The sequence below is a fragment of the Actinoplanes sp. CA-015351 genome, assembly GCF_050955685.1.
GTDB lineage: Bacteria > Actinomycetota > Actinomycetes > Mycobacteriales > Micromonosporaceae > Actinoplanes.
Genome location: NZ_CP192102.1, coordinates 3,392,631 through 3,411,376, shown reverse-complemented (window position 1 = coordinate 3,411,376; position 18,746 = coordinate 3,392,631). Strand labels below are relative to the sequence as shown.

Sequence of the window (18,746 nt, the reverse complement as noted above, 5' to 3'; positions counted from 1 at the left end):
CACAAGAGCGATCAGTGCGCGATCGGGCAGCCGCCGGTCAATTTGCTGAGGAACTGGTTCGGGTCGTAATAGTGCTCGACCTCCAGCAACTTCAGGTCGTCGTCCACTTTGGCCACGCTCATCCCGAACATCTCGATGGTCTTCCCGTTCGGCTGGTAGCCGTGGTACTCACCGTCGAACGCGCCCCAGTGCCGCCATTTGAACGTCACCACCGGCGGCGGGCTGAGCACCTGCAGAACCTCCCAGTAGAACCCGTTCGGAAACGCGCCGTGGAAGATGTCGTGCTGGCTGTCGAACGACTCCTTGCCGACCGCATAGAACGGCGAGTCTCCGATGAGGACGTTGTAGGAGCCCTGGTCGGCGATGTCCTGCGCGGACGCCCACGGCCCACCGTTGATGTTCGTGCGGAAATGCTCGGTGACCATCGAGACCCACGTCGCCGGGTCCTTCTTGTGCGAGACCTCCATCTCGAAGACCTGCACGATCGACTCGACGATCGCCTCCAGCGAGCCGGGCGCATGGTCGGTGCTGCGCTGCTCCGGCATCACGACGTGCGACAGGTGGTAATCAGGCGTGCCGTGCCGGAACTCGCCCGGGTCGGCGGCTTCCACGACGGCCGTCCGGCCCTGCAACCACAGCGGCGTTTCAGACAAGGGTGTGTCCTTCCAGGAAGGGCAGGGGGCTCCGAGGCGTCGCCTGGTGGTTACCCCCTGTAACTCAGGCGGAGATCACCATATCCACAGAGGACGCCGCATGTAAGGCCGCAAATTCACAGTCAAACGCCTTCTTGGGTACGCATATGCGAGGCAAAACAATGTCGCAACATGGCGGCAATACCCGGTTCTCAGTCCTGACTCGCCTCGGCGACCCGAGCAAGTCTTTCCAGGGCGGGAATCGCGCGGACGATGGCCTCGCTGTCCTCGGCCTCCAGATGGCCGAACAGTTCATCGAGCGTAGCAACGTAGTGGGCGTGCGTCCGGGCGATCACGTCGCGCCCTTCCCGCGTGACCTCGACCAGCACGCCCCGGCCGTCGGCGGGGTCGGGCGCCCGCTGGACCAGGCCGGCCTTCTCCATCCGGCCGACCAGCTGGGTCATCCCCGGCTGGGAGGCGCGCTCCAGCCGGGCCAGATCGGTCACCCGGCCGGGCCCATCGTTCGCCAGGCGGCGCAGCACGGCGAGGGAGACCGCGCTCGGGTTGTCCGGGCTGTCGAGCTGCCGCAGGAAACGCACCAGCCGAGCCAGCACGGGCAGCAACTGTGAGCCACGACTCGTCCCGCCCGGATTTTCCATAACCTCATTATGCATCTAACGTTGCACCTGCCCGATCTTTTTCTCGCCCTTCGCGGAGGTGCCCGGTGAGCGGCAACACGCTCTTCAAACAACCACGAGCGGTGTACGCGGTCGCATTCGCCTGTGTCGTCAGCTTCATGGGCATCGGCCTCGTCGACCCGATCCTTCCCGCGCTCTCCGAGAAGCTGGACGCCACACCCAGCCAGGTAAGTCTGCTCTTCACCAGTTATCTGCTGGTCACCGCGGTGGCGATGCTGTTCACCGGCTGGGTCGCCAGCCGGATCGGCGCCAAGGCCACCCTGATCGGCGGCCTCGCCCTGATCGTGGTCTTCGCCGCGCTCGCCGGCCTCTCCGGTTCGATCAACGGCATCGTCGGGTTCCGGGCCGGCTGGGGACTCGGCAACGCCATGTTCATCGCCACCTCCCTCGCCGTCATCGTCGCGTCGGCGACCGGCGGGTTTGCCGGGGCGATCGTGCTCTACGAGGCCGCACTCGGCCTCGGCATCGCGGCCGGCCCGCTGATCGGCGGCCTGCTCGGCAACATCAGCTGGCGCGGCCCGTTCTTCGGCGTATCGGTGCTGATGGCGATCGCCCTGATCGCGACAGTGGTCCTGGTCGAGCCGACCCCGAAACCCGCGCGGCCCACTCCGCTGCTCGCCCCGATCAAGGCGCTGCGGCACCGGAGCCTGCTCACCATGGGCATCACGGCGCTGCTCTACAACTGGGGCTTCTTCACCATGCTCGGCTACGCCCCGTACCCGATGGAGTTGAATGAGATCCAGCTCGGCTTCGTCTTCTTCGCCTGGGGCCTGCTGCTCGCCTTCTTCTCGATCACCGGCGCGCCCTGGCTGCAGCGCCGGTTCGGCACCGCGCCCTCGCTGTACGGCGCCCTCACCGCGTTCGCCGTGCTGATCCTGCTGATCGGCCTGTTCGCCGACGTCCGCTGGGCCGTCATCGCCTGCGTGATCGCGTCCGGCATCGTGGCCGGCGTCAACAACACCCTCACCACCCAGGCGGTCATGCTTGTCGCCCCGGTCGAGCGCCCGGTCGCTTCCGCCGCGTACGGCTTCGTCCGCTTCATCGGTGGCGGCCTCGCCCCGTTCGCAGCCGGCAAGATGGTCGACCACTGGAACATCCACGTGCCGTTCCTGGTCGGCGCCGTCGCGGTGCTGCTCGGCGTAGCCGTCCTGACCACCGGCCACCGCCGCCTCGCCGAAGCCGACGCCACCATGGCCGCCGAGTCCCCGCACGGCTCCGCCGACGACGTGGCGGGCGAGATGGCCGACGAGTTCGGCGGCGCCCCGGACGCCATCGATCACCAGAAGGAAACCGAACGCACCGCCCGCTGACGCATCAGGACCCGTTGCCGGCGGCTGCCTCGCCCGGCGGTCGATACAGTGCGATCGCCAGCTCAGCCGGCGGCGCGTCAGCCGTGGCCCGGGCCGCGAACTCGCGTGTCAGCGCATCGAGCCGGGTCGCGAACTCGTAGAACGTCGCGTCGTCCATCGGGATCCGCCGGATCTCAGCGAGTCGCGGACCGGAGTCGGGGCGCGGCGAATCCTCGACGGAGACACGCTGCGCCGGAGCCTTCCCGGCGACGCCCTCAGCCGGTGCCTTTGCGGAGACGCTCTCAGCCGGTGCCTTTGCGGAGACGCCCTCAACCGGTGCCTTTGCGGAGACGCCGGCGGTTGTCGCCGGCACCACGCCCGGAGCGACCGGCACACCCAGATCACCGGCGACCTCGGCAGACCCTGAAGCTCCCTCCGCCGACGCGGAAAGACTTTCCGCAGACCCCGACGCACCGACCGCCGCGATCGGGGTCCCGCTCGCATCGACCGTCCACACCGGAATCGGGAATCGCCCCGTTCCGGTCCACGTCAGCCCGGGCAGCGGCACCGGGATCCGCAACGGCGGCGATGCCGCAGCGGCCGTGCTCACGTACCGCGCGATCGGCACCCCGCGCTCGACCCGGGAACCGCCGACCCGTACCAGTCCGACCTGCTCCAGCATCTTCAAGTGATAGCTGACGACTCCGCCCGGCAGCTCGAGCCGCCCGGACAATCCCGCCACGGTGGCAGGCCCGGAATGCAGCAGCCCAAGGATCCGATCACGTACGTCGTCAGTCATGGCACACATTGTCGACCTTGATCACTCAAGACACGAGCCGACGGTCCGTTCCGTCCCAAAGATCAAACTCAGCGACCTGTCCTCCACCACGGGGTAGCGGCAACTCTGCCTGGTATGTCAGGTTGAGGCCCCGCTGTTCGTTTCCGAGGAGCCACCATGCCGCCCGGCGATCTTGAGACCGACCGTCCGCACTCGGCCCGCATCTACGACTACCTGCTCGGAGGCAAGGACAACTTCGAGGCGGACCGGCGAGCGGCCGAACAGGCGCTCAAGCACACACCGTTGCTGCCGATCTCGATGAGGGCGAACCGGCGGTTCATGGCCAAAGCCGTCACCTACCTGGCAGAGCGGGGAATCCGGCAGTTCCTCGACCTCGGCACCGGCCTGCCCACCTCGCCCAACCTGCACGAGGTGGTGCAGTCGGTGGCGCCGGAGGCGACGATCGTCTACGTGGACAACGATCCGCTGGTGCTGACCCATGCGCGCGCCCTGCTGACGCCGGCCGGCACCGGGACGATCTCCTACCTGGACGCGGATCTCCGAGAACCGGAAACCATCCTGGGCGACGACGCGGTGGCGAAGGGCTTCGACCTGACGAGGCCGGTCGCCGTCACCCTGATCGCGGTGCTGCAGCACGTGATCGACGACGACCAGGTCCGCGCGATCATCGGGAAGCTGATGGCGCCGATGCCGTCCGGCAGCGCGCTGGTGCTGTCGGTGGTGACCACGGAGAACGATCAGGCCGGCGAGGGCACCGTCAAGACGTACAACCAGAACGGGGTGCCGGTCGTGGCCCGTACCCACGCCGCGGTGCAGGCGCTGTTCACCGGTTTCGACCTGGTCGAGCCTGGCGTGGTCGCGGTGCACCGCTGGCATCCCACCGAGGCCGACCGTGACGTCGACGACGCCGCCGTCTTCATGTACGGAGGCGTGGCTCTCAAGCACTGAGCCCTCAAGCACTGAGCCCTCAAGAACTGAGCCCTCAAGAACTGCGTGCCCCTCGGTCAGTGCTGGATCGGGCCGGGCACGACCTCGGCTCGCAGCCCGTGGCGCAGGAGATCGACGATCTCGTCACCCAGGCCACCGCCGTCATCGCCGCCCCCGCCTCCGTCGCTGGGCGTCGGCATCTGGCCGCCGACCTGGAGGGCGCCGTCGGCCACCTCACCGGACCGGCCGGATCGCTTTTCCCGCCATCCGCCGAACCGCCGGGCAAGCGCACGCCAGCACGGCGCCCACACCACACGGACATCCCACGGTGTGCCATCGGGCGCGGTGATGGAGACCGTTCTCACGCCGACAAGGTATCCGCGGCGCGCAAGCCGGAGAATAAAGGCACAGCGCCTGGCGTTCACTGATACCCGACCGTGACGACCGAGGAGCGCAACGATGAGCACGACCTCCCAGCGCGCTGATGCCGGCTTTCACGCCGGTGAGATCGCCCTGCAGCGGCAGGCCGGCGTCCGGCACGAGGCTGCCCGGCTCGCACCCATGCTGGAGCCCGCCAAGTTGTCCGGTGGGGTGGCCCGGTTCCTCGCCGGGCAGACGTTCATGGCAGTGACCGGCCGCGACGCCACCGGCCGGCTGTGGACGTCCGCGCTGACCGGCCCGCCGGGATTCCTCGACGTGCGCTCCGGCACCGAACTCGCCGTGCACACCCGGATCCGGCCCGGTGACCCGCTGCACGGGATCAGCGCCGGCCAGAAGGTCGGCACGACGGCTGTCGACTTCGCCCGGCGGCGCCGGGTACGGATCAACGGTGAGCTGACGGTGGCCGCCGGAGGCCTGCTGCTGATCGACGTCGAGCAGGCCTTCGGCAACTGCCCGCAGCACATCCACCAGCGCGTGCTCACCCCGGACGGCGCCGACGGGCTGGTCGCCAGCGGAGCCGTGCGCCGCGGCACATCCCTGGAGGCCGCGGACGTCGCGGTGATCCGGGCCGCCGGCACCTTCCTCCTCGGCACGATGCATCCGGAGCGAGGCGCGGATGCCTCCCATCGAGGCGGGCCCGCCGGGTTCGTCGGTGTCGACGACGGCGGTGACCTGTGGTGGCCGGACTTTCCGGGTAACAACCTGTTCAACAGCCTCGGCAATCTCGCCGTCAGCGACGAGGCGGCGCTGTTGTTCCCCGGCTTCGACACGGGCAGCACGCTCCAGCTGTCCGGCACCGCCCGCGTCGAGTGGGGTCAGGCAGGGCGCGTCGTCCGCTTCCACCCCGAGCAGACGGTGGTTCAGTCCTTGTACCAGGGCGCCGCGGGCTCGCACGCGTCCGTCGACCGGGGTTTGGTGTAGTCCTCCTGGCGCAGCCCGATCGGGTTCAGGTTCGCGGTGAAGGAGTCTGACCAGCTGTACTCGAGGAAGTCCTGGATCACCCGGCTGAGCTCGGCGCAGAGTTTCGGCATGTTGTTCGGGATGCCGATGCCGTATTTCTCCGCGCCGTAGTTCAGCCGGCTCGGCGGCTTCAGGCCGAGAGCCTGCGCGTACCCGGCGATCAGCGAACGGTCGTCGGAGACCGCGTCGACCTCACCCGCCTGGAACTCGCTGACGCACGCCGCGAGGGAATCCTCGAGCTTCGGTTTCCAGCCGATCTGGGTCAGCTTCTCGGCGCTGCGCGACCCGTTCAGGGCGCATACCCGGCCGCGCGGGATCTCAGTGATGTTCCCGGCGGCGGCCCGGCTCAGGAACGCCTGGGTGTCCACGAAGTACGGACCCGCGAAGTCGATCACCTCCCGGCGCGGCTGCGAGATCGAGAAGTTGGCGATGACCAGCTTGACCCGTTCCTGTTCGTCGCTGTTGCTGGGCAGGAACCATCCGCCTCGCAACGCGTCGAGCCGGTTGTCGAGCGTGCCGAGGTCCACCCAGGTGAAGTGCGCGTCCGGGAACTGCGTCTCCAGGTCCCGGGCCAGGTCGACGTCGAACCCGACCGGACCCCCGCTGGCCTGGTCGTCGGTGTGCCAGCCCTGATACTCGTACGCCACATAGCCGATCCGCACCTCGCCGGACATGTAGTCGAAGGGATCACCCTCGCGGCGGATCCACCAGGTTGCGGCGGTGGCGACGAGCAGGAGCGTCGTGAACCCGGCGACCAGGCGCCAGGCCGAGGGTGGCGATGGACCCCGGGATGATCCAGTACAGCTCGCCGCGCAGGTCTCCGCCGGGCTCGGTTGTCTCCGGCACATCGCTCTCGGTCACAACAAAATATACAACTCGATGAATGCTTCAGTTCACCCGTAAACAGGTGAACGGTTCCTCACCGAAGAGCCAGAACGCCGAGGACGTGAGGTCGTCGTTCAGGGCGGCGGGCAACGGCATGGCGGAGATCGTGGACGCGGACGTCGGCCGAATCCTCAAGTGGCTGGGGCCATCGCCGACAGAGATCACGACCCCCCGACGTTCCCGCCCGACTCCGACGCGAAGGAAGCCCCAGTGCACCTCCCCCGAAGTATGGCAATGGGCATGACCGCCGCCATGCTCCTAGCCGGCCTCAGCGGCTGCGGCACTCTTCAGGAGATCACCAGCAGCAGCAAACCGCTGCTCGGCGGAACCACGGTCAATGAACCGAGCCCGTCGGCATCGCCGCCGGTGAGCGTCAGCGCCAGCAAGGCGGCGACCCGCGCCAGTGGGCCGCTCGACACCGGCACCGTGACGCACACCCTCAAGCAGGGTGACTTCACCGTGCAGATGACGTACTGGACCTCGGACAACGCGAAGCTCTACACCGCGAGTTCGGTCAAGACGATCAACGTGGCCGCCCACATCGAGGACACCGACAGCAAGCATCGCATGTACCTGAGCACGTTCCTGGTGACGCAGGACGACGGAACCCTGCGTGCCCAGGTCACCAAGGACAGCGGCAAGTTCGAGGTCACCCCGCCGTACCCCTACAACACGGTGGTGACGGTGCCGGCGGCAACGGACGGGGCAACGGCGCTCACGCTGACGATCCAGCTCGACCTCCTCGTCGAGACCGCGCCGAAGTCGAACAGCTATTACCGCTCCACCGCGCTCGACACCCTGACTCTGCCGCTGATCAAGGATGGTGCCACCGGATGACCGACAACAGTCCCGGCCTGCGGAGGGCCACGGATCGCCAGATCCTGCTGCCGCGCAGCTCGAAAGCCGGTCTGCTGGCTCTCCCGCCCGCCCTGCCGCAGCTCAACGCGCTGGAGAGCGTCGAGACGCTGTCCGGTGAGATCGCCTCGGCGGCGGCCAGCTCCCGCAACGCCACGATCAGCTGCATCATCCCCTGCTACAACGAGCAGGACTCGATCGCCGACGTGCTGAACAGCATCCTCGGGCAGACCCGTCTGCCGGATGTCATCCACGTCATCATCAACAACACCGACGACGACACCCCGGAGATCGCCCGCCGGTTCGAGGGCCCGCACACGCGTACCGTCAAGGGTCAGGAATTTGAGACGACCGTCTATGTCCATGACATGGGCGTCAACCCGGACAAGAAGGTCGGCGCGCTCAACTACGGGTACTTCCTGTCCCGTGGATACGACTTCATCCTCGGTGTCGACGGCGACACGACGCTGGAACGCGACGTCGTCGAGCGCCTCGAACTGGAGATGACCGACGACCCGCGCATCGGCGGGCTCAGCGCGATCTACAGCATCGACAAGAGCCGGTACAAGGGCCTGATGGCGCGGTTCCTGATCGCCGGTCAGCGGGCGCAGTTCGCGGCGTTCAACATGGACAACCTGCTGCGCGGCCGCAACATGGCCGTGCTGGGCGGTCAGTGCAGCCTCTTCCGGCTGCGCGCGCTGGAACAGGTGATGGTCAGTCACCACCAGCAGGCGCCGTGGGTCCGCGACAGTGAGGTCGAGGACAGCAAGCTGTCCCTGCAGATCAAGGACGCCGGTTACAGCACGAAAATCAGCTCCAGCGCCCGAGCGTACGTCGGCCCGATGACGAACCTGCGCGCCCTGCACGGCCAGCAGGTGAAGTGGAACTTCGGCGCCATCGACCTGTTCTGGCCCGGCCAGCGCGGTGACAACAAGGGCCAGCCGACGCACCCGAACCTGCGGCTGCGGTGGTACGAGAACATCGCGATGATCTTCAACCTCGCCAGCCGGCTGGGCTTCCTGCTGCTGCTGGTGGCGGCGCTGTCGATCGACGCCTTCGTCTTCAACCCGATCTGGCTCATCCCGCCGGCCATCGCGATGCTGCTGAACCTGCGGCTCGCCCTGGCGATGAAGGACAAGAGCGCATCCGACCTGCTCTACGCCTTCTTCGCTCTGCCGGCCGAGCTGTACATGTGGATCCGGATGGGCCACTTCCTCTCGGCCTGGACCCAGTTCTTCGCACAGACCGAGAACGACAACTGGGCCGCACAGGCGAACGCCGAGAAGGGCAAGGGCTCGGCGTACATCATGCCGGCGGTCGTCCTGCTGGCCGTGATGGGCGGCGCGATCTACGCCTGGACCCAGCAGAGCGTGGGCATCCAGTCCGCGATCCTCTCGCTGGGGTGGCCGATCCTGTACATCGCCACCATCGCGCAGTCCGTCTTCATGCTGAGGAAGCTGTTCCGCCGCCACCGCGGCTTCACCGTCTGACGTTCGCTCTCACTGGGCCCGGCCTTCCTCAGGCCGGGCCCAGCACCTTTTCCGGGATCAGCAGTGGATCGTGATGGCGGCGGCCACCAGCCGTATGATCCCCGCCCATGAGTTCGATCCTCGTCGGCGTCGACGGTTCGCCGTCGTCGCAGCGGGCTGCCGCATACGCGATCGGGGTGGCGCTGCGGCAGCGCAGCAAGCTGGTCGCGGTCTTCGTGCGGTCGTTGCCGTCGCCGCTGCTGCCGCTCGCCGACAACGGTGGCAACGCGGCGATCATCGACGTCCAGGCTGAGATCGAGCGCGAGCTGCGGGCGTCCCTGGCCCAGCTCCGGCCGGAGCTGGGCATCGAGGTGGAGCTGATGGTCCGCACCGGCGAGCCCTTCGCCGAACTCGTCGCGGTCGCCAAGGAGTTGCAGGCGGACGCCGTGATCGTCGGCCGCTCGACGAAGATGCTGCACCGGATCGCCGGGTCACTGGCGGTCAAGCTGGTGCGTTACGGCCACTGGCCGGTCACCGTGGTCCCGTAACCGAACGACCCGTGCTCGACGACTACAAGCTCGGCAGCGCTCGCCGCACTCGCCGCGGCCCCTGCCCTGCCCCTGCCCCTCGCCGATCTTGTGGAGTTTGCACGACCCGTTCCCGGGCAACTTCACAAGATCGGCGGGAAGGGCCGCGCGCCGGCGAAGAGCCGCTCGCCGAGCAGGCGCTCAACCGAGCACACGCTCAACCGAGCACACGCTCAGCCGAGCAGGCGCTCCGCCAGCGACGCGCCCATGCGGATCGCTCCGTCCACGTGCTGGAAGCCCAGGCCTGCGATGTCGCTGCTGGCGAACGAGATCGGCCCGACGTCCTGACGCAGGTGCTTGCCGTACCGGGTCAGCGACCCGATGTCGAAGCTCGTCGCGTAGGCCCCGGCCGTCCACTCGTCCGCCATCCACGGGCTCTCGTAGTACGCCACCGGCGACAGCGCCTCGGTCCCGTAATATCCGGCCAGCGCGGCGAGCACCTTGTCCCGGCGCGCGGCGGCGCTCAGCCCGAGCAGCGCGTCAGCCTTCTCGTCGGAGACGAACCCGACAAGGGTCCCCCGGGTCTCGCCCGGCAGGTCCTCGTTGCTGTTGTCGTAGGCCTCGTGGACGACCGAGTACGGGCTGAATGCCGTACCCGAAAGGCCTTGAGCGCGCCAGAACGGCGTCGCGTACGTGATGTGCAGTTTGATGACCAGTCCGAAGGACTGGTGCTGGCGCATCTGAGCGTGCACGGGCGGGAGCGCGGGGCTGAATTGCACCCGGTTGACGAGCGTCGGCGGCACCGCCATCACGACGTGCCGCGCCTGCCAGGACTCACCGCCGGCGTGCACGGTGGCCCCGTCGGCGGACCAGTCGATCCGGCTGACCGGGGTCGACAGACGCACCAGATCCGGGATGCGCTCGAACAGCCGCAACGGCACCTGCTGCAACCCACCGACGACGCGGCGGTCCAGGATGAAGTCAGCGTCGACCAGGTGGCTGAAGCCGCCGGCGCTCGCCGCCATCAGTACGGCCGACAGCGCGGAGAACGCGTGCGTCGGCTTGGTCAGCATCGCCGGGCCGATGTAGAGCCCGATGTTGTCGCGGGCCTCCTCGTCCTCGGTCTGCTCGGCAAGCCACGCCGCGAACGACATCCGGTCCAGGCGCTCGGCGTCCGGGTGCTCCCACGGCGACAGCGGATCCATCTCCGCGGCCAGCCGGTCGAGTTCCTTGGTGAGCCGTTCCATCTCGGCCGACGTCGCGTCGCTGACCGGGAAGGCCTCGCCGAGGAAGGTGCGCCGCACCCCGTCGCGCCCGATGTAGATCGACTCGCCCTCGCGGTGCCGGGCGTAGGTGTCCAGCCCGAGTTCGTCGAGCATGCTGAGCAGCGCGGTCTGGTCCGGGGAGACCCACTGGCCGCCGACCTCGAGGCGTACGCCGTCGACGGTCTCGGTCCAGAGCCGTCCGCCGACCCGGTCGCGGGCCTCCAGGACGACGACCTTCCGGCCGGCTTCGTGCAGCCGTACCGCGGCGGTCAGGCCGGTGACGCCTGCACCGACCACAACCACATCAACGTTGTCATCACTGTTGTTCACACTGTTCATGCCAACCCCGCATAAGTGTCCGGGCGCCGGGTGCGCAGGAACGGGAAGAGGGTAAGCCAGTCTTTGCGCTGGTCCAAGTCCGGGTCGGCTTCCCCCGCCACGCCGCTGAACTTCATCCTCACAACTCCGACCTTAAACGAACGCCATTCGTTTTAGTATGGTGGCCCCACCCCTGGATCGGCAAGAGGAGATGCTCGATGGGCAGACCAGCGACCCCGAAGCTCTCCGTGGAGAAAATCGCAGGTGCGGCCCTGACCCTGGTGGACAAAAAGGGCGAGTTCACGATCGGCGAGGTAGCTGGCGCCCTGGCCGTACGCCCGTCCTCGATCTACAACCACCTGACCGGCAAAACCGAGATCATCGAAGCGATGCGGGCGCTGATTTTCACCGAGCATCCGGCTTCGCTCACGTCGGGTTTCTGGATGGACACTCTGCGTGCGCTGCTGCGGCAGTACCGCGACGCGTTCGGCCGCCATCCCCGCCTGATCCCGATGCTGACAGCGCACACGGTGTCGTCCCCGGACGTGGTCCACATGTACGACGACATAGCCACGGTCTTGAGTGAGGCCGGGGTTCCGACCGCTCAGCTGCTCGACGTGATCACCGTGCTGGACAGTTTTGTGATCGGCTCAGCCCTGGACATAGCCGCGCCGGACCAGGTCTGGAACCCGGCAAACGCCAGGACTCCGTTGCTGGTGGAGGCGATCGAGGCAGCGGGCGAGGGCCGCCCCCGAGCCGACCGAGCCTTCGAGCTGGGCCTGGACCTGATCCTGGGCTCGCTGAAGTCCTTCACTCCACCGGCTGACAGCCACCAGTGACGAAGGCCGAACGGCCGTCATCGTGGGGCCCGCAGACGACTGCCGAGCCGGTCGGCTCGCCGCTGCTGTGGGACCGCGGTACGAGCCGACCGGTTCGGAGCCACTGCCGGCCTGTTCGGAATTACGACAGGGTGCAGCTCACCGTGGGCGGGGTTGCCGCTGTGCCCGTGCCGACCAGGCCGAACGCGGTGGATGCCCCTGCCGCCAGCGCCCCGTTGTGATCGGCGTTGCGGACCGTGACCGGCGGTGTGCCCTGCACCCCGTTCCACAGTGAGGCCACCGTGGTCCCGCCCGGATAGGTCCAGTTCACCACCCAGCCGGTCGCGGCGGCGGTGCCCGTGTTGCGTACCGTCACCTCGGCCTGGAATCCGCCGGACCAGGAACTGGTCGTCCGGTAGGTGGCGGTGCAACCGCCGTCGCCCCCGCCGCCTCCGCCGGCCGCCGTCGTGACGCTGCGTGCCGCGGATGCGGCCGAGACGTTTCCGGCCGCATCCCGGGCGCGCACGGTGAACGAGTACGCCGTGTTCGCCGTCAACCCGGTCACGCTGTATGTCGTGCCCGACACCGTCGCGACCACGGAACCGCCGCGCAGTACGTCGTACGAGGTCACGCCCCCGTCGTCGGTGGACGCGGCCCAGCTCAGCGTGACGCCGGTCGAGGTGATCGCCGACGCCGCCGGCTGGCCCGGGACGCTGGGCGCGACCGTGTCCGCCGAACCGTAGGCGGCGCTCAGACTGATCCCGGTTGTGCTGCCCGCACCGCCGAGCGGCACCTGGTGGTCGAGGCTGACGAACTTGCCGTCCTGCTGCCAGAGAGCCGGCTTGAGCAGCGCGTACTTCTGCTCGTCCCACGTCTTCCAGTCGTCGAGGAGCAGGCCTCCGGTGTCGCCGGAGTTCGGGTTGAGCACCCAGAACGTCTGGTGCAGCCGGTGCTCGACGATCAGGTCGCGCAGCGCGGTCATCCAGCGGTCCTGCCGCTCGTCCTGACCGAGCCGCCCACCCCACTCGCCGATCAGCAGCGGCGCCGTGTCGTTCTCGTGGATGTACAGCCAGTTCGGCCGCCACACGTCGTTGGTCAAGGATGTCTTGTCGAACGGCTTGTCGAACCAGGGCTGGTTGAACACCAGCGGCCCGTAGTCGTGCGGCGAGTAAACGAGCTGGTCCTGATTGGCGCCAAGGTTGACCGGGTAGTCGCGCACGCCGCGCAGGTTGCCGCCCCACCAGTTGTAGTAGTAGTTCGGCGACAGGTCGGGATCGGTGTTCGGCGAGCTCCAGGTCTCGCCCTCACGCGGGTAGACTTCCTGCCCCTCGACCAGCACGAGCACTTCGGGGTTGATGGCGAGGATCCGCTTCGCCGCGGTCTCGGCCGTGTTCTTCCAGTTGTCGACGTCGGTGGAGTTGTCCCACTTGGCGCGCGGGGTGGTGCCGGGCGTGCCGTGCGGCTCGTTCTTCAGGTCCATCGCGACGATCGTGTCGTTGGCCTTGTAGCGGGCCGTGACCCATTCCCACGCCTGGTAGTACAGCTCCGGCGTGATCGTGCCCTTGTACCACACCGGGTGGATGTGGCCGGAGTTGTCGGCCTCGGCGCTGTGCACGTCCAGCAGGACCTTGATGCCGTACTGCTCGCAGAGCGCGAGCCAGTAGTCGAAGATCTGGAGACTGTTCTTGCCGGTCAGCTCCGGGTTCGCGTACGTGTTGACGTTGACCGTGCCGAACGTGCCGGCTTTCCACTCCAGCAGCAGCTGAGTGGAGATCGGCACGCGCACGATGTTGATGCCGCGCTGCGCCATCGACCGGGTGATCTCGGTGATGTTCGCCGACCAGAGCCCATGGAAGACACGTTCCGACGCGTTGAAGCCGAACCAGTTCGCCCCGGTCAGCCAGACCGGGTTTCCCGCAGCGTCGACGATCTGGTTGCCGTCGACATGAAGCCAGTCACTGCCCGGAGCGGCCGCCTGGAGAGCCACCGGCGCGGCCGCTTGTAGAGCCACCGGAGCGGCGGCTTCAGCACCGGATGGCGCACTGGCGCCGGTCAGCGCCAAAGCCACTGCGGCAACCGCCGCGGCAAGGCGTTTCCTTCCTCTGCGCATGAACACAAGGACTCCTCCGGGAGCGGGGGTCGGGGATTCGGGAGCGCTCCCATCGATATCCTGCAATCTCCCCGACACACAACTCAACCTTTTCGAAACAACTGGTTGAGACGGGGCACGAGGGCGAGCCACTCGTCAAAGCCAGCTCCCTGCGATCGCATCTGGAGATCGACCGCGAATACTCATGCCCATGATCGGAGTCGATGAGGTCCGGCGGTTCGCTGCCGCGTTACGGGAGATCCGGCAGCGAGTGTTCGCCGACCTCGCGCCGATCGCCAGTGTTCACGAACGAGACGGTCGAGGCGTTTGACCAATGGCGGATCCACATGTTCCTCACCATCAATGACGACGACTCGCCCCGCCCCGGCACGCCGACCGTCGCCGAGCTGGAGGCGGCGTGCCGTCGCAGCGAGGTCCTCGAAGGAGCCCACCCCAGCGCCCTCGACCTTGTCCCGGCTCACACGTCCGCGACAAGCGAGTATTAGTCCAGACGCCCACGACCAGCGAAAATTAGTCCCAGAAACCGTGATGCACAGCTGTCGCGCTGGGCAGCGGCACCGGTCCGTCGACAACAATCGGCCGCCCGCCCCGGCCGAAGACCTCGCGGGACGGCAGCCTCAGGGGCGGCACACCGTCCTCCTCGTCGACCATCTCGGCCAGATCAGCCTCGGACAGCGCGAACACCACCCGCCCGATCCCCGACCAGTAGATCGCCCCCGCACACATCGCACAGGGCTCGGTGCTCGTGTAGAGCACGCTGCCGGCGCGGACCTCAGCGGAAAGCGCACCGGCGAGACGCACCAGGTTCGTCTCGGCGTGCCCCGTCGGATCGGAACCGGTCACGACGCTGTTGCGCGCCTCCAGCACCGTGCCGTCCGCGGTCACCAGCAGCGATCCGAACGGGTGGTTACCCGCGTTGCGCGCCTCCCAGGCGAGCGCGATCGCCCGCTCCAGATAAGCCTCGTCCGCGGCCGTGATCACACCAGAGGTCACCAGATTCATAAGATCATCAAACCCCGAGGGTACGCACGGACAACGACCGGCCCTCAGTCCCGGGACAGGCCCTCCCGGAAGTCGCGACTGCCCAGAATCAGTTTGCCCAGGAAGCCGTGGATGAGTTCGAGCTGGTCATCGTCGTACTCCTCAAGGGTTTTCGTGGTCAGTTCGGTCAGTGGCCTGAACGCCTCGGCCAGCTGCTCGTAATGCCGGCCCAGTGAGGTGCACGAAGACTCGTCGCCGGTCGCCCGGGTCGCGGCGCCGTTCCACCAGGCCGCAGGTTCCTGCGCGGCACCCGCCTGTACGGCGAGATCGACTCCATCCGTTTCCCCGGCCCGGACGTCGCAGTTGTCGTCAGCCGCGGCGCGGTCCTCAAACGCCGGACCAGCAACGCCAAGACCAACAAGATCCAGACCCTGACAGCGGTACGGGGTGCCGACGGCTGGCAGTTCACCGCCTTCCAGAACACTCAACGCAAGCCGCTGCTCGAATGGATCTCCAGCCGGACCGAACCCCGGATGGCACCCTAGGGTTAGCTGAAATGCACTGTCGCCAGAGCCGCCCCGACGAGCAGCCCCATCCCGTTGGTGGCCCAGTGCAGAGCCGCCGCCGCGAGCAGGCTTCCACTGCGCCGCCGCAGCTCGCACAACAGAAGTCCGGCGAGCGCCGTGAATCCGACCGCCCCGGCCACGGCCAGGACCTGCCCGGCCGTACCGCCGCCGACCGCCGAGCCGACTGCCCGGTTCGCGTCGGCCAGCCCGAGCGACGGCAGGATGTGCCAGAGCCCGAACAGCACCGACGACACGACACTGGCCCATACGGCGCCGCGATGCCGGTTGACCAGCCCGTGCAGCACCCCGCGGAAAGCGACCTCTTCGAGCAGCACGGTTCCGAACGGGATCACCAGGAACGCGGTCTGCAGGACGGCGCTCAGCTGGAGGTCGTACCTGCCGTCCTGGAACGCGGGCCGGGTCGCCGGCACCGCGGCGGCGATCCCGTAGACGACAGCGACGGCCAGGATCGCGCCGGCCGCGTACTTCGAACCGCGCGTCAGGGTTCGCCGGGAAAGGCCGAGGTCGTGCCAGGTCAGGCCGGCGCGACGGCCGAGCAGCAGCAGCCCGAGCGCGACCAGGGGCCCGGCGATCAGGCCGGTGCCCGCCGGGCCGTACTTGTTGGCGACGTTGACCGCGACGAGCACCACGACAACAGCGCCCAGAAGCAGCCCCAGGCGCCGATGCGAGATTCTTTGGGTACGGTCGACAGGCACAGCCGTGAGACGCTACCCGGGCGAACTGGATCTAATCCGGTGAACCGTGATTTTTGTGATTCCAGCCGCTCCGTTGAACTTTCCGGGCACCTCAGCGGACGACGATACCCAGCGTCGCCGCCAGGGCCGGGGCCGCCTCGCCGAGCTGATGCTCACCGATGACCGCGCCTTTCAGCGAGTCCCAGCCCAGTGCCACATCCAGTTCCCGGGCACCCCGGAAGTCCAGCTTCTTCACTGTCGATTTGTGGAACCGGGCCCGCCGGATCGCCGAACCGGGAAACGTCACCCCGATCAGCGTGGCATCACTGAAGTCGACCTCGGTCAGCTCGCAGTCCCGGAACTCGACGTCCTGCAACCGGGCCCCGCGCAGATTCAAGCTGTCGATCTTGCAGTCCCGGATCACCACACGCCGCCACTGCGACCCGTACGCCTGAACCCCGGCAAGCACGCTGTCCTGCAGAAACACGTTCAGCAGCGACGTCTCGGCCCAGCTGCCGCCGATCCACCGGCAGCGCGAGACCCAGACGTCGTCAAGGCGTACCCGATCGAAGTTGCCACCGGCGAGGGTGACCGAGCTCATCGCGCTCTCGGAGAGCCGGACCCCGCCGGCCTGTGGCGCGTCGAGCTCGACGCCGTCGAGGTGGACTTCGCTGTAGTCCTCACCGATCTCCAGTTCGCCGGTGAACGGTTGCAGGTACTTCGCGTACGCCAGCGAGGCGAGTTCCACAAGATCCCCTGTTGCGTAGATCACCCGCTGTCACATCAGGCGGGCGTATTCAGTCCAGTCCACGAAACCGTACGCCACACGAGATCGGGGCAGACAAGATGCGCTTCGCAGTTGCCGGAGGAACCGGCTTGATCGGCCGCCTGGTCGTGGAACAGGCGCGCGCCGCCGGCCACCACGTCGTGATCATTTCCCGCTCGAGCGGTGTCGACCTGACCACCGGCGCGGGTCTGGACGACGCGCTGCGCGAGGTGGGCGCCGTCATCGACGTGACGAACGTGGTCACGTTGAAGCGGGACGTCTCGGTCCGATTCTTCGAGCAGGTCACGCGTACCCTCAATGAGGGTGAGAAACGCGCCGGGGTCGCGCATCACGTGGTGTTGTCGATCGTCGGCGTCGACCGTGTCGAGTTCGGCTACTACCAGGGCAAACTCCGTCAGGAGGAGCTGGCGCTGTCGAGCGGCGTGCCGGCGACGGTGCTGCGCGCGACCCAGTTCTTCGAGTTCGCCGGCCAGCAGCTGAGCAATCTCGGCGGCCCGCTCGCGGTGGTCCCGAAAATGCGTACCCAGCCGGTGGCGGCCGCCGAGGTCGCGACCGAATTGGTACGCCTGGCCGAGGGTCCCGCGCTCGGCCTCGCCCCGGACATCGCCGGCCCGCAGATCCTGGAGATGTCCGCGATGGCCCGCCGTGTGTCGAGGGCACACGGCCCCCGCAAGCTGGTCCTCGGCATCCCGCTGCCCGGCGCCGCAGGCAAGGCCATGCGCACCGGAGCCCTGATCCCCACGGCTGCGGGCCCGCGCGGCACCACCACGTTCGACGAGTGGCTCGCCAAGCGCCCATAGCCTGTGACCGCGGCCGGCGGCGAGCAGTTCCTCTCCCAGGGCGGTGTCGAGGGCCCGATCGCCCGCGACGCCACCGACCTCGGCCTGCTGCTGACCACGATGGCCGGGCTGCTGAGCACCCTGCCGCCTCTGCTGCGCTGAACGGCGGGCTGCGAGACTGGGCGGATGGCGGAGCGCAGGGTACGGGGATCGCTGAGTCAGTCCGAGATCGTGAAGGTGGCTCTGGAGATCGCCGAGGCGGAGGGCGCGGACGCTCTGACGTTCCGCCGGCTCGGCACGGCGCTCGGCGTCGCGCCCACCGCCGTGCTGCGGCATTTCCGCGACAAGGACGATCTGCTGCTCGCGGTCGGCGCGCACCTGCTCGACGAGGCTCTCGACCAGGTCGATTTCGACGAGCCGGATTGGCGTACCCGGGTGTTGTCGCTCTGCCGCGCCACCCGCCGGTCCTATGAGGCGCATCCGCGGGTGGCGCTGCTGATCGCCAACCGGACGCTGCGCCGCGAGGCCGAGTTCCGCGCCGCCGACCTGGTGATCGGCGCTCTGGAACAGGCCGGTCTGCGCGGTCGCGAGGCCGCCAGCGTCTACCGCACGATCGTCGACACGGTGCTCGCCTGGACCGCGTTCGCGGCGGCGTCCCGCCAGGTCGGCGCCGAGATCATGGAGCGCGACGGTCTGGCCTGGAGCCGCGAGTACCTGGTGGTCCCCGCCGACAAGTTCCCGCACATCCGCAACGTCGCCGAGCACCTCGCCGACGTCGACCACGAGGACCAGTTCGAACTGGCGATCGGCATGCTGCTCGACGCCGCCGAGGCCCGGGGCCACAAAAACCATTAAAACCCCTTTTCGGTACGCCCGAAGCACCCCGCTGTGAAACGTTGTTGTGAACAGCGTTGACATCAGTGTTCGGCTGCCGTTTCATCAACG

23 protein-coding genes are annotated in these 18,746 nt (G+C 68.0%); 11 read left to right on the top strand and 12 right to left on the bottom strand.

Annotated elements, in window-relative coordinates:
• Nucleotides 1-11 precede the first annotated feature (11 nt).
• The gene (locus ACQP2E_RS15390; protein ID WP_433832150.1) at nucleotides 12-653 is read right to left on the bottom strand and encodes an ester cyclase; all 642 of its coding nucleotides are present in this window, start codon (nucleotides 651-653) and stop codon (nucleotides 12-14) included.
• A gap of 191 nt (nucleotides 654-844) precedes the next feature.
• Nucleotides 845-1,291 carry a MarR family winged helix-turn-helix transcriptional regulator gene (locus tag ACQP2E_RS15385; RefSeq protein ID WP_433832148.1) on the bottom strand — a complete coding sequence of 149 codons (447 nt, stop codon included), beginning with the start codon at nucleotides 1,289-1,291 and terminating at the stop codon, nucleotides 845-847.
• Between the two features lie 65 nt (nucleotides 1,292-1,356).
• Here ACQP2E_RS15385 and ACQP2E_RS15380 point away from each other — a divergent pair, with 65 nt between their 5' ends.
• Nucleotides 1,357-2,640, top strand: coding sequence for an MFS transporter (locus tag ACQP2E_RS15380; RefSeq protein ID WP_433832146.1), 1,284 nt, complete (start codon nucleotides 1,357-1,359; stop codon nucleotides 2,638-2,640).
• A 4-nt stretch (nucleotides 2,641-2,644) separates the two neighbouring features.
• Here the strand turns inward: ACQP2E_RS15380 and ACQP2E_RS15375 are convergent, their stop codons facing one another.
• Nucleotides 2,645-3,418, bottom strand: coding sequence for a helix-turn-helix domain-containing protein (locus ACQP2E_RS15375; protein WP_433832144.1), 774 nt, complete (start codon nucleotides 3,416-3,418; stop codon nucleotides 2,645-2,647).
• Between the two features lie 156 nt (nucleotides 3,419-3,574).
• On the opposite strand from ACQP2E_RS15375, the gene ACQP2E_RS15370 reads away from it, so the two are divergent.
• Nucleotides 3,575-4,366, top strand: a complete 792-nt coding sequence (locus ACQP2E_RS15370; protein ID WP_433832142.1) for an SAM-dependent methyltransferase — start codon at nucleotides 3,575-3,577, stop codon at nucleotides 4,364-4,366.
• Between the two features lie 56 nt (nucleotides 4,367-4,422).
• Here the strand turns inward: ACQP2E_RS15370 and ACQP2E_RS15365 are convergent, their stop codons facing one another.
• Complete coding sequence (locus ACQP2E_RS15365) at nucleotides 4,423-4,710, bottom strand: hypothetical protein (protein WP_433832141.1); 288 nt, start codon at nucleotides 4,708-4,710, stop codon at nucleotides 4,423-4,425.
• Between the two features lie 94 nt (nucleotides 4,711-4,804).
• Between ACQP2E_RS15365 and ACQP2E_RS15360 the strand changes: the two genes are divergently transcribed.
• Nucleotides 4,805-5,707, top strand: a complete 903-nt coding sequence (locus tag ACQP2E_RS15360; RefSeq protein ID WP_433832139.1) for a pyridoxamine 5'-phosphate oxidase family protein — start codon at nucleotides 4,805-4,807, stop codon at nucleotides 5,705-5,707.
• Here the strand turns inward: ACQP2E_RS15360 and ACQP2E_RS15355 are convergent.
• A complete protein-coding gene (locus tag ACQP2E_RS15355; protein ID WP_433832136.1) occupies nucleotides 5,647-6,420 on the bottom strand; it encodes a transporter substrate-binding domain-containing protein in 774 nt (257 codons plus the stop codon). The two genes, ACQP2E_RS15360 and ACQP2E_RS15355, sit on opposite strands and share 61 nt — an antisense overlap.
• 13 nt (nucleotides 6,421-6,433) lie before the next feature.
• A complete protein-coding gene (locus tag ACQP2E_RS15350) occupies nucleotides 6,434-6,607 on the bottom strand; it encodes a hypothetical protein (protein WP_433832134.1) in 174 nt (57 codons plus the stop codon).
• A gap of 264 nt (nucleotides 6,608-6,871) precedes the next feature.
• On the opposite strand from ACQP2E_RS15350, the gene ACQP2E_RS15345 reads away from it, so the two are divergent.
• The 3 genes from ACQP2E_RS15345 to ACQP2E_RS15335 all read left to right on the top strand — a co-directional run bounded on the left by ACQP2E_RS15345 (nucleotide 6,872) and on the right by ACQP2E_RS15335 (nucleotide 9,503).
• Entirely contained in the window at nucleotides 6,872-7,468 is a 597-nt protein-coding gene (locus tag ACQP2E_RS15345; RefSeq protein WP_433832132.1) for a hypothetical protein, read from the top strand.
• Nucleotides 7,465-8,976: a glycosyltransferase family 2 protein gene (locus ACQP2E_RS15340; protein ID WP_433832130.1), complete on the top strand. Its 1,512-nt coding sequence runs from the start codon at nucleotides 7,465-7,467 to the stop codon at nucleotides 8,974-8,976. The genes ACQP2E_RS15345 and ACQP2E_RS15340 overlap by 4 nt, the downstream gene beginning before the upstream one ends.
• Before the next feature lie 107 nt (nucleotides 8,977-9,083).
• A complete protein-coding gene (locus tag ACQP2E_RS15335; RefSeq protein WP_433832128.1) occupies nucleotides 9,084-9,503 on the top strand; it encodes a universal stress protein in 420 nt (139 codons plus the stop codon).
• A gap of 212 nt (nucleotides 9,504-9,715) precedes the next feature.
• Here ACQP2E_RS15335 and ACQP2E_RS15330 read toward each other — a convergent pair whose 3' ends face one another.
• Nucleotides 9,716-11,077: a flavin monoamine oxidase family protein gene (locus tag ACQP2E_RS15330; protein ID WP_433832126.1), complete on the bottom strand. Its 1,362-nt coding sequence runs from the start codon at nucleotides 11,075-11,077 to the stop codon at nucleotides 9,716-9,718.
• A 206-nt stretch (nucleotides 11,078-11,283) separates the two neighbouring features.
• Here ACQP2E_RS15330 and ACQP2E_RS15325 point away from each other — a divergent pair, with 206 nt between their 5' ends.
• On the top strand, nucleotides 11,284-11,904 hold the full coding sequence (locus ACQP2E_RS15325) for a TetR/AcrR family transcriptional regulator (protein ID WP_433832124.1): 621 nt from the start codon (nucleotides 11,284-11,286) through the stop codon (nucleotides 11,902-11,904).
• Nucleotides 11,905-12,025: 121 nt separating this feature from the next.
• Here ACQP2E_RS15325 and ACQP2E_RS15320 read toward each other — a convergent pair whose 3' ends face one another.
• On the bottom strand, nucleotides 12,026-13,993 hold the full coding sequence (locus ACQP2E_RS15320; protein WP_433832122.1) for a cellulase family glycosylhydrolase: 1,968 nt from the start codon (nucleotides 13,991-13,993) through the stop codon (nucleotides 12,026-12,028).
• Between the two features lie 326 nt (nucleotides 13,994-14,319).
• On the opposite strand from ACQP2E_RS15320, the gene ACQP2E_RS15315 reads away from it, so the two are divergent.
• The gene (locus ACQP2E_RS15315; RefSeq protein WP_433832120.1) at nucleotides 14,320-14,478 is read left to right on the top strand and encodes a hypothetical protein; all 159 of its coding nucleotides are present in this window, start codon (nucleotides 14,320-14,322) and stop codon (nucleotides 14,476-14,478) included.
• 25 nt (nucleotides 14,479-14,503) lie between these two features.
• Here the strand turns inward: ACQP2E_RS15315 and ACQP2E_RS15310 are convergent, their stop codons facing one another.
• The 4 genes from ACQP2E_RS15310 to ACQP2E_RS15295 form a co-directional block, all read right to left on the bottom strand.
• On the bottom strand, nucleotides 14,504-14,995 hold the full coding sequence (locus tag ACQP2E_RS15310; protein ID WP_433832118.1) for a nucleoside deaminase: 492 nt from the start codon (nucleotides 14,993-14,995) through the stop codon (nucleotides 14,504-14,506).
• A gap of 44 nt (nucleotides 14,996-15,039) precedes the next feature.
• On the bottom strand, nucleotides 15,040-15,462 hold the full coding sequence (locus tag ACQP2E_RS15305) for a hypothetical protein (protein WP_433832117.1): 423 nt from the start codon (nucleotides 15,460-15,462) through the stop codon (nucleotides 15,040-15,042).
• 59 nt (nucleotides 15,463-15,521) lie between these two features.
• The gene (locus tag ACQP2E_RS15300) at nucleotides 15,522-16,256 is read right to left on the bottom strand and encodes a lysostaphin resistance A-like protein (protein ID WP_433832116.1); all 735 of its coding nucleotides are present in this window, start codon (nucleotides 16,254-16,256) and stop codon (nucleotides 15,522-15,524) included.
• A 91-nt stretch (nucleotides 16,257-16,347) separates the two neighbouring features.
• Nucleotides 16,348-17,007, bottom strand: coding sequence for a pentapeptide repeat-containing protein (locus ACQP2E_RS15295; RefSeq protein ID WP_433832115.1), 660 nt, complete (start codon nucleotides 17,005-17,007; stop codon nucleotides 16,348-16,350).
• Nucleotides 17,008-17,081: 74 nt separating this feature from the next.
• On the opposite strand from ACQP2E_RS15295, the gene ACQP2E_RS15290 reads away from it, so the two are divergent.
• Genes ACQP2E_RS15290 through ACQP2E_RS15280 form a run of 3 tightly spaced genes read left to right on the top strand, consistent with a single transcriptional unit; the run spans nucleotide 17,082 to nucleotide 18,656 of the window.
• Nucleotides 17,082-17,822 carry an SDR family oxidoreductase gene (locus tag ACQP2E_RS15290; RefSeq protein WP_433832114.1) on the top strand — a complete coding sequence of 247 codons (741 nt, stop codon included), beginning with the start codon at nucleotides 17,082-17,084 and terminating at the stop codon, nucleotides 17,820-17,822.
• Nucleotides 17,823-17,825: 3 nt separating this feature from the next.
• On the top strand, nucleotides 17,826-17,963 hold the full coding sequence (locus ACQP2E_RS15285; RefSeq protein ID WP_433832112.1) for a hypothetical protein: 138 nt from the start codon (nucleotides 17,826-17,828) through the stop codon (nucleotides 17,961-17,963).
• A 24-nt stretch (nucleotides 17,964-17,987) separates the two neighbouring features.
• Nucleotides 17,988-18,656 carry a TetR/AcrR family transcriptional regulator gene (locus tag ACQP2E_RS15280; protein ID WP_433832110.1) on the top strand — a complete coding sequence of 223 codons (669 nt, stop codon included), beginning with the start codon at nucleotides 17,988-17,990 and terminating at the stop codon, nucleotides 18,654-18,656.
• The last annotated feature ends 90 nt before the right edge of the window (nucleotides 18,657-18,746 follow it).